General features: G+C 73.6%; 11 protein-coding genes. 7 read left to right on the top strand and 4 right to left on the bottom strand.

Going from position 1 to position 12,637, the window contains the following annotated elements; all coding sequences use genetic code 11:
• Positions 1-148 precede the first annotated feature (148 nt).
• A complete protein-coding gene (locus K2F47_RS35845) occupies positions 149-1,027 on the top strand; it encodes an RNA polymerase sigma-70 factor (RefSeq protein WP_242910706.1) in 879 nt (292 codons plus the stop codon).
• A gap of 71 nt (positions 1,028-1,098) precedes the next feature.
• On the opposite strand, the gene K2F47_RS35840 is transcribed toward K2F47_RS35845, so the two are convergent.
• Entirely contained in the window at positions 1,099-2,070 is a 972-nt protein-coding gene (locus K2F47_RS35840; protein ID WP_242910616.1) for an ArsR/SmtB family transcription factor, read from the bottom strand.
• Between the two features lie 58 nt (positions 2,071-2,128).
• Between K2F47_RS35840 and K2F47_RS35835 the strand changes: the two genes are divergently transcribed.
• From K2F47_RS35835 to K2F47_RS35820, 4 genes are all read left to right on the top strand, one after another.
• Positions 2,129-3,307 (top strand): MFS transporter, encoded by a 1,179-nt coding sequence (locus K2F47_RS35835; protein ID WP_242910615.1) that lies wholly within the window; start codon positions 2,129-2,131, stop codon positions 3,305-3,307.
• A 119-nt stretch (positions 3,308-3,426) separates the two neighbouring features.
• Entirely contained in the window at positions 3,427-5,013 is a 1,587-nt protein-coding gene (locus K2F47_RS35830) for an ABC-F family ATP-binding cassette domain-containing protein (protein ID WP_242910614.1), read from the top strand.
• Positions 5,014-5,160: 147 nt separating this feature from the next.
• Positions 5,161-6,366 carry an MFS transporter gene (locus K2F47_RS35825; RefSeq protein ID WP_242910613.1) on the top strand — a complete coding sequence of 402 codons (1,206 nt, stop codon included), beginning with the start codon at positions 5,161-5,163 and terminating at the stop codon, positions 6,364-6,366.
• Positions 6,367-6,435: 69 nt separating this feature from the next.
• Positions 6,436-6,936, top strand: a complete 501-nt coding sequence (locus K2F47_RS35820) for a MarR family winged helix-turn-helix transcriptional regulator (protein ID WP_242910611.1) — start codon at positions 6,436-6,438, stop codon at positions 6,934-6,936.
• Between the two features lie 101 nt (positions 6,937-7,037).
• On the opposite strand, the gene K2F47_RS35815 is transcribed toward K2F47_RS35820, so the two are convergent.
• Both K2F47_RS35815 and K2F47_RS35810 read right to left on the bottom strand, forming a co-directional pair.
• Positions 7,038-8,021 carry a helix-turn-helix transcriptional regulator gene (locus K2F47_RS35815; RefSeq protein ID WP_242910609.1) on the bottom strand — a complete coding sequence of 328 codons (984 nt, stop codon included), beginning with the start codon at positions 8,019-8,021 and terminating at the stop codon, positions 7,038-7,040.
• A gap of 47 nt (positions 8,022-8,068) precedes the next feature.
• Positions 8,069-8,767: an aspartate/glutamate racemase family protein gene (locus K2F47_RS35810; protein WP_242910608.1), complete on the bottom strand. Its 699-nt coding sequence runs from the start codon at positions 8,765-8,767 to the stop codon at positions 8,069-8,071.
• Positions 8,768-8,846: 79 nt separating this feature from the next.
• Here K2F47_RS35810 and K2F47_RS35805 point away from each other — a divergent pair, with 79 nt between their 5' ends.
• Together K2F47_RS35805 and K2F47_RS35800 are read left to right on the top strand one after the other, a co-directional pair.
• Positions 8,847-9,821 (top strand): LysR family transcriptional regulator, encoded by a 975-nt coding sequence (locus K2F47_RS35805; RefSeq protein WP_308198528.1) that lies wholly within the window; start codon positions 8,847-8,849, stop codon positions 9,819-9,821.
• Positions 9,818-10,273, top strand: a complete 456-nt coding sequence (locus K2F47_RS35800) for a pyridoxamine 5'-phosphate oxidase family protein (RefSeq protein WP_242910606.1) — start codon at positions 9,818-9,820, stop codon at positions 10,271-10,273. Before K2F47_RS35805 ends, K2F47_RS35800 begins: the two co-directional genes overlap by 4 nt.
• A gap of 24 nt (positions 10,274-10,297) precedes the next feature.
• On the opposite strand, the gene K2F47_RS35795 is transcribed toward K2F47_RS35800, so the two are convergent.
• A complete protein-coding gene (locus K2F47_RS35795) occupies positions 10,298-12,574 on the bottom strand; it encodes an ATP-binding cassette domain-containing protein (protein ID WP_242910605.1) in 2,277 nt (758 codons plus the stop codon).
• Positions 12,575-12,637: the final 63 nt, after the last annotated feature.

The raw sequence follows: 12,637 nt of genomic DNA, 5'->3' as shown, positions 1-12,637 counted from the left end.
ACGTAGGCCACCGGGACCAGGTGTTACAAAGCGGAGAGGGCCGGCGTCTCGTGCGTGAGCCAGGGGTACGAGCGAACAGGAGTCGGGCATGGACGAGCGCAGCGAACGATCCACGGACGCGGCCGGGCCACGCGACCGTGCCGACGGCATGGACGCGGCCACCGAGGCGTTCGTCGCGCACCGTAACCTGCTGTTCACCGTCGCCTACGAGATGCTCGGCTCGGCCACCGACGCCGAAGACGTCCTCCAGGAGAGTTGGCTGCGGTGGGTGGACGTCGATCTGGCCACTGTCCGGGAGCGGCGGGCATACCTGGTGCGGATCGTCACCCGCAAGTCGCTCGACCGGCTACGCGCGCTCGGCCGGCGCAAGGAGTCCTACGTCGGCCCCTGGCTGCCCGAACCGCTGCTGACCACGCCCGACGTGGCCGAGGACGTCGAGCTCGCCGACAGTGTCTCGATGGCGATGCTGCTGGTCCTGGAGACGCTCCAGCCCACCGAACGGGCGGTGTTCGTGCTGCACGAGGTGTTCGGTCTCGAATACCAGGAGATCGCCGAAGCCGTCGACAAGAGTCCCGCCGCGGTCCGCCAGCTCGCCTACCGCGCCCGCGCCCACGTCGCCGCGCGCCGTCCCCGCGGCGTCGCCTCCCCGGCCGAGACCCGAACCGCGCTCCAGGCGTTCCAGCGAGCGGTCGAAACCGGCGACCTGCAGAACCTGCTCGACATCCTCGCACCGGACGTCGTCGCCCTCAGCGACGGAGGCGGGGTCAAGCACGCCCTGCTGCGTCCCGTCGTGGGTGCCGACAACGTCGCGCGTCTCCTCGCCGTCGGCTGGTGGAGGCGCGACGCCGAGAGGTCGGTCGAGCTCGTCCAGATCAACGGCGGCCCGGGGCTGCTCGTCCGCGTCAACGGGGAGGTCGACGGAGTGGTGGCGGTGCGCCTGGAGAACGGCTACGTCACCGGCGCCTACCACGTCCGCAACCCCGAGAAGCTGTCCCGCGTGGAACGGGAGACCCCCGTGAGCCGCTGAACGCCCCGGGGCGCCGCCGGCCGGGCCCCGGTGGTCCTGTGCTGACCGTGGCGTCCCGGGTGGGGGCGCGGTCAGGTGTCCCGCTGGGCCGTGACCAGGACGTCCCCGGCGGCCGTGCGGTAGTAGAGGACCGAGCGGCCCGTCCGCCGCCGTGCGACCAGGCGCGCGTCGAGCAGCAGCCGCAGGTGGCGGCCCACCGACCCGAGGCCCTGCCCGGTCAGCGCGACGAGCTGGGTCGTGCTCTTCGGCGTGTCGAGCAGGACCAGGACGCGCGCGCGTCCCGCGCCGAGCAGCCGGCCGAGCGCCTCGGGCACCGGGCCCTCCGCCCCGGCCAGCGTGCCCGAACAGGGGTAGATGAGCGCGAAGCGGCGCCACGCCGCGTCCCAGGCGGTCCAGCCGTACCGGGGCGTGACCGGGACGAACATCAGCCGGGCGCCCGTCACCGCGCGCGGCGGGTAGTCGTGGGTGTTGACCTGGAGGCGGCTCCCGCCGAGCCAGCGCATGCCGGGGCGCAGGCCGTCCAGGAGCCCGGCCCAGCCGTCCCGGCTGAGCTGCGCGGTGCGCGCCAGGACGTCGGCCTCGATGATCCGGCGCCGCCGCGGCCAGTCCGGCAGGACGGCGTGCGTCCACACCCACTCCAGCAGCCCGGCGGTGCGTTCGGGGAGGTCGTCGCGGTGCAGCTCGGGAGGCAGCGGACCGCCGAGCGACACCGTCAGGTGCTCGCGCGCGACGTCCGGCGGCGTCTCGCGGATGGGGCGCAGCTCCTCGGCGAAGCTCGTCTCGCCCTCGTGGACGGGCGGGGGAGTGAGGTAGTCGGCGTTCCAGGTCGGGCCGAGCGCCGCCCGGATCGTCAGCGCGGTCAGCGGATCATCGGCCAGCCGCCTCCGGTAGGCGGGCAGGTGGCGGTCGAGCCACGCGCGCTCGGCCGGATGCGCCGCGCTGGCGCGTTCCAGCGCCTTCAGCGTCGCGAGGGTCTCCGCCAGCGGGGACACCAGGAACCGGCTGCCCGCGAGCGTGTCGGTATTGATCTCCCACAAACCCATGTTTCGCCCCCGCGCGAAACTCTACCGGCGCTCGCGCCGTGCCCCGGAGACTCCCTGCATGCGCACGTACCGTGAACTCTTCCGGACTCCGGAGTTCGGGCCGCTGTTCCTGACGTCGTCCGCGCAGGTCGCGGCGCAGACGGTGAGCGGCCTCGCCCTCGGCGTCATGATCTACTCCTCGACCGGGTCGCCGCTGCTGTCGTCGCTGGCGATGTTCGGGCAGCCCCTCGCCCAGCTCATCGGCGCGACCACGCTGCTGTCGGCGGCCGACCGGCTGCCCCCGCGCGCGGCGCTGGCCGGGCTGGCGCTGCTGTTCGGCCTCGGCACCGCGGCGCAGGCGGTCCCGGGGATGCCGGTGTGGGGCGTGTTCGCGCTGGTCGTCGTCCTGGGAGTGGCGGCCTCGCTGGGCGGCGGCGTGCGTTACGGGCTGCTCAACGAGGTGCTGCCCCGGGAGGGATTCGTGCTCGGCCGCTCGGTGCTGAACATGGCGGCCGGGGCGATGCAGATCATCGGGTTCGCGCTCGGCGGCGCGCTGGTGGCCACGCTGTCGGCGCGCGGGACGCTGCTGACCGGCGCGGGCCTGTACCTGGTCGGGGCGGTGGTCGCCCGGTTCGGGCTGACGGGCCGCCCGCCGCGCGCGTCCGGACGGCCGTCGGCCGCCGAGACCTGGCGCAACAACGCGAAGTTGTGGTCGTCGCCGCCGCGCCGCTATGTCTACCTCGCGCTCTGGGTGCCGAACGGGCTGATCGTCGGCTGCGAGTCGCTGTTCGTCCCCTACGATCCGGCGCACGCGGGCGTGCTGTTCGCGTTCGCGGCGGTGGGCATGCTGGCGGGGGACGCGATCACCGGGCGGTTCGTCCCGCCCCGGTGGCGGGTCAGGCTCGACGCGCCGCTGCGGCTGCTGCTCGCCGCGCCGTTCCTGGTCTTCGCGCTGGACCCGGCGCTGCCCGTCGTTCTCGCGGCCGTGACCATCGGCACGTTCGGCTACTCGGCGACGCTGCTGCTCCAGGACCGGCTGATGGCCCTCACCCCCGACGACCTCAGCGGGCACGCGCTCGGGCTGCACTCCTCCGGCATGCTCGCCATGCAGGGCGTGGGCGCGGCGCTCGCGGGCGCCGTGGCGGAGTGGACGACGGCGTCGACGGCGATCGCGGTGATGGCCGCCGCGTCCGTCGCGGTGACCCTCGCGCTGGCGCCCGGGCTGCGCGCCCGCCCGCCCGTCACCAACCCCGCGTAGCGCGGGGTTGGTGACGGATGTGGCAGACTCGATGACATGTCCACGCCCCGGATCTCCTAGCTCAGGAACACGCTTCCACGCCACACGTGTGTCCCTGAGTCATTCCGGAGCGTCATCCCATGCTTGCCTTCCGTGGCGTCGACGTGCGCGTCGGCCCCCGCCTCCTGCTGGCGGACGTCACCGCCCACATCGCCCCCGGCGACCGTATCGGCCTGGTCGGCCGCAACGGCGCGGGGAAGAGCACCCTCATGCGCGTCCTGGCGGGCGAGATCGCGCCCGCCGCCGGGACCGTCACGCGCACCGGCCCCGTCGGGTACCTGCCGCAGGACCCGGCGGCGGCCGACCCGTCCGTCTCCGTCCACGACCGTGTCCTGTCCGCCCGCGGCATGGACGAGGCCGTTCGCGCGCTGCGGGCCGCCGAGGCCGCGCTCGGCGAGGGGGACGAGCGAGCGATGCGCCGCTACGTCCGCGCCGAGGCGGAGTTCCAGGCGCGCGGCGGATATGCCGCCGAGGCCGAGGCCGCGCGGATCGCCGCCGGTCTCGGCCTTCCCGCACCCGCGCTCGCGCGGCCGATCGGCGCGCTGTCCGGTGGGCAGCGGCGCCGGGTGGAGCTGGCGCGCGTCCTGTTCGGCGAGCGCGGCACCCTCCTGCTGGACGAGCCCACCAACCACCTGGACGCCGACTCCCTGGCCTGGCTGCGCGGCTTCCTCGCCTCCCACCGCGAGGGCCTGATGGTGATCAGCCACGACACCGCGTTGCTGGAGGAGGCCGTCAACCGGGTCTGGCACCTCGATCCCGAGCGGACGGAGATCGAGGTGCACAACACCGGCTGGCGCACCTACCTCGCCGACCGGGACGCCGCCGACCGGCGCCGCGCCCGGCTGCGCGCCGCCGCCGAGCGCAAGGCCGCCGCGCTGCACGCCCAAGCCGACCGGATGCGCGCGAACTCCGCGACCGCCGTCCGGGCCAAGGACATGGCGCGGCGCGCCGACCGGATGCTCGCCGGCGCGGCGCCCGTGCGGCGCGCCGAGCGGGTCGCACGGTTCCGGCTGCCCGAGCCCGCGCCCAGCGGCCGGACGCCGCTCGGCGCCGTCTCCCTCACCAAGTCCTACGGCGGCGCGCCCGTCCTGACCGGCATCGACCTGGCCGTGGACCGGGGCGCGCGGCTGGTCGTCCTCGGGTTGAACGGCGCGGGGAAGACGACGCTGCTGCGGATTCTGGCCGGGCACGAGCGGCCCGACTCCGGACGCGTCGTCCACGGCCACGGGCTGCGGCTGGGCTACTTCGCGCAGGAGCACGACACGCTGGACCCGGCGCGGACCGTCCGGGAGAACCTCGCCGACGCCGCGCCGCACCTGGCCGAGGGGGACGCGCGCCGCGTCCTCGGGTCGTTCCTGTTCACCGGCGACGACGCGGACAAGCCCGCGGGGGTGCTGTCGGGCGGCGAGCGGACCCGGCTGGCGCTGGCCTCGCTCGTCAGCTCCGGCGCCAACGTCCTGCTGCTGGACGAGCCGACCAACAACCTCGACCCCGCGTCCCGCGCGGAGGTCCTCGCGGCGGTCGGCGGGTACCGGGGCGCGGTCGTGATGGTCACGCACGACGAGGAGGCGGTCGAGGCGCTGCGTCCCGGCCGCGTGCTCCTGCTGCCCGACGGCGTCGAGGACCACTGGAACCCCGGCTACGCCGACCTGGTGGCCCTGTCCTGAGGGGCCGCGTCCGCCCGGCCTTTCCCAGGATTGGCAACAGAAGTTGTCGACTCTCCGCCGGAATCCGCACCATCGGGCCCGGAGGCGCTCCGCCTCCGGCGCCCGCGTGGCGCGCCCGCCCCCCAGCGAGGAGTACTTCGTATGCCGATGAGCGTCGAGACCACGGACGAGAAGCGGACGGCCGCTCGCGGGAGGCTGCCGCTCGGCGTCTACCTGCTCGCGTTCTGCCTGTTCGCGATGGGCAGCGCGGAGTTCCTGCTCGCCGGGGTGCTCCCGGCGATCGCCGACGACATGGAGGTCTCGCTGTCCTCGGCGGGCGCGCTGATCTCGGCGTTCGCCGCCGCCGTCGTCGTCGGCGGGCCGCCGCTCGCCATCGTGACGCTGCGCTGGCCGCGGCGGACGACGCTGGTGGCCACCCAGGCCGTCTTCGCCGTGTCCGTCACGGTCGGGCTGCTCACCGGCAGCTACGCGGTGCTGCTGGCCACCCGGTTCGTCTGCGGCCTCGCCTACGCGGGGTTCTGGGCGGTCGCGGCGGTCACCGCGATCGGGCTCGTCCCGGCCGACCGCACCGCGCGCGCCTCCGGGGTCGTCGTCAGCGGGCTCAGCCTGGCGATGATCGCCGGGGGTCCGGCGGGCGCGCTGCTCAGCTACTTCACCGGATGGCGGGGCGGGTTCTGGGGCGTGGTCGTCCTCACCGCCGCCGGGGCGGTCCTGACCCTGCTGACGCTGCCCGTGACCAGCGCGGGCACCGAGCCCAGCGTGCGGCGCGAGCTCCGCACGATGCGGCGGCCGCGGCTGTGGGTCGTGTTCGCCGCCACGATCCTGAGCACCGCCTCCTACATGATCTCGTTCAACTACCTCGCGGTGTTCCTGACCGACGTCACCGGCCTTCCCGAGGTCTGGGTGCCCGCGATCCTCACGCTGTTCGGCGTCGGCGCCTTCGCCGGCCTGTCGATCGGGGGGCGAATCTCCGACCGGCGGCCCTCTCACGCGCTGCTGGCCGGGGCGGCCGGGATTCTGGCCTGCTCCCTCCTGCTCGGGACGTTCGCCGAGCACGCGGTCGCGGTCGTCCCGCTCGTCCTGCTCCTCGGGGTCGCCGGGTTCGTGCTGAACCCGGCGATCTACGGGCGGGTCTTCGGGATCGCGTCCGAGGCGCCGACGCTCGCCGGGGCCACCACCGTCTCGGCGTTCCAGCTCGGCATCAGCCTCGTCCCCGTGTTCGCCGGGATCGCCCTCGACGCGGGCGCCTCGATCACCTCGGTCACCTGGATCGGCGCCGGGCTGGCGGCCGCGACGGCGCTGACCGCCCTGCTGGACCGGACGCTCGCGCGCCGCCCCGACCGGCCGGCCTGAGCTCCGTTGTCTCAGCCCGCAAGTTGGCTCCGGTTGATAATCTCAACGTTGAGGTACCGGAGGTGGGCGATGGCGGACGCCGTGGACGAGATCCTGGCCCAGTGGGGACGCGAGCGGCCCGACCTGGACGTGCGGCCGATGGGCGTCATCGGCCGCATCTCCCGGCTCCAGCTCGTCCTGCACCGGGAGCTGAAGGACTTCTTCGCCGGGCAGGGGCTGGAGACCTGGGAGTTCGACGTCCTGGCCACGCTGCGCCGCTCGGGCGAGCCCTACGAGCTGACGGCGGGGGCGCTGCTGAAGGCCGCGATGGTCACCTCCGGGGCGATCACCAACCGGATCGACCGGCTGGAGGCGCGGGAACTGGTCGAGCGCCGCCGCACCGCCGACGACCGCCGCTCGGTGCGGATCCGGCTGACACCGCGCGGGCTGTCCCTGGTCAACGAGGTGGTCGGGTTGCACGCCGCCAACGAGGCCCGGCTGCTGGAGGCCCTGGACCCCGCCGACCGCGACCACCTCGCCGGACTGCTGCGGACGCTCCTGGAGTCGCTGGGCGACACGTCCCCGCGCTGACCGCCGAGACCGCGACGATCCCGCACCGGCTCCAGACGGAGTCGTTCACCCTTCCGGGATGGTTCCGCAGCAGATCTATCGCCCCGAGCATCCCGGTCCCGTTACTCCTCCACCCCCGTGAACGCCGCCACGGCGCGGGACGCGCGTCCCGCGATGGCGGCGAGGTGCGGTGCCAGTTCCGGCGGGTCGAGGAGGGTGTAGTCGACGGTCAGCAGGGCGATCCGCGAGGCGAGGAACCACAGCGAGTCCGACCGGGTGTGCAGCAGGCACGTCCGGTCGTCGACCGGTTCCAGGAACCCGTGCCAGGCGGTGACGTGCTCGGCCGCCTCGGCGGCGGACACGTGCAGCCGCAGCCGGGCGCGGATCGTGCCGGAGCCGCCCGCCAGCGAGTCCATCGCCCAGGACGCCGCGTCCAGACCGCCGGGAAGCTCGCGCGGCACGCCGCGGACGCCGGTGCGGTGCGGCTCGCCGATCCGGTCGACGCGGAACGTCCGCCAGTCCTCGCGGTCCTCGTCGAAGGCGACCAGATACCAGCGGCGGCCCGCCGCCACCAGCCGGTGCGGCTGCGCCAGCCGGCGGCCCTCCGTGCCGTCCGCGCGGGTGTAGGCGAACCGGATCCGCTCGTGCGCCACGCAGGCGGCGGCGAGGGTGGCCAGCAGGTCGGGGTCGACCCGCGCGGCGCCGTCCTGTATCGGGAGGGCGACGGAGGCTTGCGACAGCGACGTCACGCGATGCCGCAGCCGCTGCGGGAGGACCTGCTCCAGCTTGGCCAGGGCCCGCAGGGCGGTCTCCTCGATGCCGGTGGCGGCGATCGCGGTGGCGGTGCGCAGGCCGAGCGCGACGGCGACGGCCTCCTCGTCGTCCAGCAGCAGCGGCGGCATCGCCGTCCCGGCGGTGAGGCGGTAGCCGCCGGTGTTGCCGTGCGTGGCGTGGACGGGGTAGCCGAGCTCGCGCAGCCGTTCCACGTCCCGCCTGATCGTGCGGGGGGTGACGGCCAGCCGCTCGGCCAGCTCGGTCCCCGACCACTCGCGCGGGGCCTGGAGCAGGGACAGCAGCCGCAGCAGCCGTCCGGAGGGATCACGCATACCTCCCATCCTGCCGCCCCATTAGGACGTCCAGCGACCTGATGGCCTCACATGGCGGTCCCGCAGGCCGTGTCGAGCGCGTGCTGGACGTGGATGCGCGTCGAGTCGAAGACCGGGACCGGGCTGTCCTCGGGGCCGACGAGCAGCGTGATCTCGGTGCAGCCGAGAACGACGCCCTCGGCGCCGCGCCGCGCGAGGTCGGCGATCACCCGCCGGAACGCGGCGGGGGAGGAGTCCTCCACCCGGTTCAGCGTGAGTTCCTCATAGATCACCCGGTGCACCAGCTCGCGGCCCTCCTCGTCCGGGACCAGGACCTCCACACCGCGTTCGCGCATGCGGGAGCGGTAGAAGTCCATCTCCATCGTGAACCGGGTGCCGAGGAGCCCGACGGTCTTCATCCCGGACGCGCGGATCCGGTCGGCCGTGCTGTCGACGATGTGCAGGAACGGCACGCCGATGCCCGCCTCGATCGTCCCGGCGACCCGGTGCATCGTGTTGGTGCACAGCAGCACCATCGCCGCCCCCGCGCGCTCCAGGTCCCGGGCCGCCTCGGTGAGCAGGCGTCCGGCGGCGTCCCAGTCGCCGGCGCGTTGCAGCGCCTCGATCTCCGCGAAGTCCACGGTGAGCAGCACGCTCCGCGCGCAGTGGTGGCCGCCGAGCCGGCGGCGGGTCTCCTCGTTGAGCAGGCGGTAGTACTCGGCCGACGACTCCCAGCTCATGCCGCCGATCAGGCCAATCGTTCGCATGCCCCCATGGTGCGGCGGCTGCCTGACCGTCCGGTAGCCGTGAGGTTCTTGGCCGACCCCCAAGCGATACTTATGTCTCATAAACGTCCGGCGGCTGCTCGTCTTCCGCGAGATCGCGCGATGCGGGTCGATCGCGGGCGCGGCCCGGGCGCTCGGCTGGACGCAGCCCGCCGTCAGCCAGCACCTTCGGGCCCTGGAGCGGCAGGCGGGCATGCCGCTGGTGGTGCGCCGCCCCCGCGGCGTCCAGCTCACCGAGGCGGGCCGGGTGCTGCTGCGGCACGCCGAGGCCATCGCCGCGCGGCTGCACGCCGCCGACGACGACATCGGCGCGCTGGCCGAGCTGCGCGCCGGAACGGTCCGGCTGGCGGCCTTCCCCTCGGCCGGCGCCACCCTCGTCCCCGCCGCGATGAGCCTGCTGAAGCGGACCCATCCCGGCATCGACGTCCGGCTGCGGCAGGCGGAACCGCCGGAGGCGCTCGACCTGCTGATGGACGGTCAGGTCGACCTCGCCATCGTCTTCACCCACGAGGGCCACGAGGCGGCCGCCCCGTCGGGGCTGGAGCACGTCCCGATCGGAGCGGACCCGCTGCGGCTCGTCCTGCCGGACTCGCACCCGCACGCGGCCGACCTTTCTTCCGAGGTGAACCTGCGGGCGTTCGCGGGGGAGCGCTGGATCTCGGGCTGTGAGCGATGCACCGACCACCTGCTCCGTGCCTGCGAGGACGCCGGGTTCGCGCCGGACGTGCGGCACAGCACCGACGACTATGTGGTCGCCCAGGCGCTGATCGCGCGGGGCCTCGGGATCGGGCTGCTGCCGGGGCTCGCGCTCACCGCGTTCCGGCACCCCGAGGTCGCCGTCGCCGCCGTCGCCGGGCTCCGGCCCCGGCGCCTGTACCTGGTCCACCATCCCGAGGCCGACCAGATTCCCGCCGTCGGCCGCGCCGTCCACGCCGTCCGGCGGTCGGCCCCCGGCGGGCCCCCCGGTCCGAGCACGACCGGCGACCGTGCATCCTTGTGGATCACACCGGCTGACCAGGAGGATGACCCAGGATGATCCCGCCCGCACGGACGAGCGACCAGCGCAAGCACGACACCCTGCACCGGCTCGACCACGACGTCGACACGTGGGTGAGCACCGCGGACCCGGACGAGGGGACCCCGTACCTGGTGCCGCTGTCGTTCCTGTGGGACGGCACGACGGTGCTGATCGCGACCCCGGCCGACAGCCCGACCGGGCGGAACCTGAGGGCCACCGGCCGGGTGCGCCTCGGGCTCGGGCCGACCCGCGACGTGGTCCTCATCGAGGGCGCCGCGGAGCCGCTCACCGCCGCCGAGCTGCCCGAGGGCGTCGGCGACGCGTTCGCGGCCAAGACCGGCTTCGACCCGCGCGAACTCACCACGCCCTACCTGTACTTCCGCGTCACCCCGCGGCGGATCCAGGCGTGGCGGGAGGTCAACGAGCTGAAGGGCCGCGACCTCATGCGCGACGGCGCCTGGCTCGGCTGAGCCGAGCCAGGCCGCCGGCCGCGGTCAGGCGACGTACTCGCGCAGGTGGCGGGCGGTGAGCGAGTCGCTCTTGGCCACCAGCTCGGCGGGCGTCCCGGTGAAGACGATCTCACCGCCGTCGTGGCCCGCGCCCGGCCCGAGGTCGATGATCCAGTCGGCGTGCGCCATGACGGCCTGGTGGTGCTCGATGACGACGACGGTGTTCCCGGCGTCCACGAGCCGGTCGAGCAGGGCCAGGAGCTGGTCGACGTCGGCCAGGTGCAGGCCGGTGGTCGGCTCGTCCAGCACGTAGGTGGCAGCCTTCTCCGCCATGTGGATCGCCAGCTTGAGCCGCTGCCGCTCGCCGCCCGACAGCGTGTTCAGCGGCTGCCCGAGCCCGAGGTAGCCGAGGCCGACGTCGGCGAGGCGGTCCAGGACGGCGCGGGCCTGCCCGGTGCTGAAGAACTCGCGGGCCTCGGCGACCGGCATCGCCAGCACCTCACTGATGTCCTTGCCGCGCAGCTTGTAGGTGAGCACCTCGGGCGTGTAGCGCTTGCCGTCGCACTCCTCGCAGACCGACGCGACCCCGGCCATCATCGCCAGGTCGGTGTAGGTGACGCCGATGCCCTTGCAGGTGGGGCAGGCGCCCGCCGAGTTCGCGCTGAACAGCGCCGCCTTCACGCCGTTGGCCTTGGCGAACGCGGTGCGGACCGGGTCGAGCAGGCCGGTGTAGGTGGCGGGGTTGCTGCGCCGCGAGCCGCGGATCGCGGACTGGTCGACGACCACGACGCCGTCGCGGCCGGGCAGCGACCCGTGGATCAGCGAGCTCTTGCCCGACCCGGCGACGCCCGTGACGACGGTGAGGACGCCGAGCGGGATGTCGACGTCCACCTCCTTGAGGTTGTGCTGGTTCGCGCCGGTGATGGACAGGTGCCCGGTGGGCTCGCGGACGTCCTCGCGCAGCCGGGCGCGATGGTCGAGGTGGCGTCCGGTGAGGGTGCCGGACGAGCGGAGCCCCGCGACGTCGCCGGTGAAGCACACCCGGCCGCCCGCCGCGCCCGCGCCGGGCCCGAGGTCGACGACATGGTCGGCGATCTCGATGGTCTCGGGCTTGTGCTCGACGACCAGGACCGTGTTGCCCTTGTCGCGCAGTTGCAGGAGCAGGTCGTTCATCCGGCGGATGTCGTGCGGGTGCAGGCCGACGGTCGGCTCGTCGAAGACGTAGGTGACGTCGGTGAGGCTGGAGCCCAGGTGCCGGACCATCTTCACCCGCTGCGACTCGCCGCCCGACAGGCTCGTGGACTCGCGGTCGAGGCTGAGGTAGCCGAGGCCGATCTCGACGAGGGCCTCCAGGATGTCGCGCAGCGCCGCCAGCACCGGCGCGACGGACGGGTCGTCGATCTCGCGGACGAACGCGGCGAGGTCGCTGATCTGCATGGCCGAGCACTCGGCGATGTTGCGCCCGGCGATCCGGCTGGAGAGCGCCGCCGGGGCGAGCCGCGTCCCCTCACACGCCCGGCACGTGCTGAAGGTGACGGCGCGGTCGACGAACGCACGGATGTGCGGCTGGAGCGACTCCTTGTCCTTGTTCAGGTAGAGCCGCTGCACCTTTACCACCAGGCCCTCGTAGGTGGTGTTGAGGCCGCTGCTCATGACCTTCGTCGCGGGCTTGTAGAGGAAGTCCTCCCACTGCTGCTCGGTGTAGTCGCGCAGTTTGGCGTCGGGGTCGACGAACCCGGATTCGGCGAGCACCTTCCAGTACCAGTTGCCGACCGCGAAGTTCGGGACGGTCACGGCGCCCTCGTTGAGCGAGCGGTCGCGGTCGACCAGCTCGTCCACGTCGATCTGGGTGGCGCGGCCGAGGCCCTCGCACTCGGGGCACATGCCCTCGGCGTTGTTGAAGCTGAACGCGCTGGACGTGCCGATATGGGGGTCGCCGAGGCGGCTGAAGACGATCCGCAGCATCGTGTGCGCGTCGGTCGCCGTCCCGACCGTGGAGCGCGAGTTGGCGCCCATCCGCTCCTGGTCGACGATGATCGCGGCGCTGAGGTTGCGCAGCGCGTCCACGTCCGGACGGCCGAGGGTGGGCATGAACGACTGGACGAACGCGGTGTAGGTCTCGTTGATCAGCCGCTGCGACTCGGCCGCGATCGTGCCGAACACCAGCGACGACTTGCCCGAGCCCGACACCCCCGTGAACACGGTGAGGCGCCGCTTCGGGATGTCCAGGCTGACGTCGGCGAGGTTGTTCTCCCGGGCGCCGCGGACCTCGATGACATCGTGGCTGTCGGCGGCCGTCCGGGTCGTCGGCTGGGTCATCATCTTCCTTCGGCTTGATAAGCTTAGGCTGTAAGGAGTTGGCAGTGCCGCATCAGTTTATGGCAT

The sequence above is a fragment of the Actinomadura terrae genome (assembly GCF_022751215.1).
GTDB classification, from domain to species: domain Bacteria; phylum Actinomycetota; class Actinomycetes; order Streptosporangiales; family Streptosporangiaceae; genus Spirillospora; species Spirillospora terrae.
Note: the sequence above shows the minus strand (reverse complement) of the source record. Positions and strands in the feature narration are given on the sequence as shown.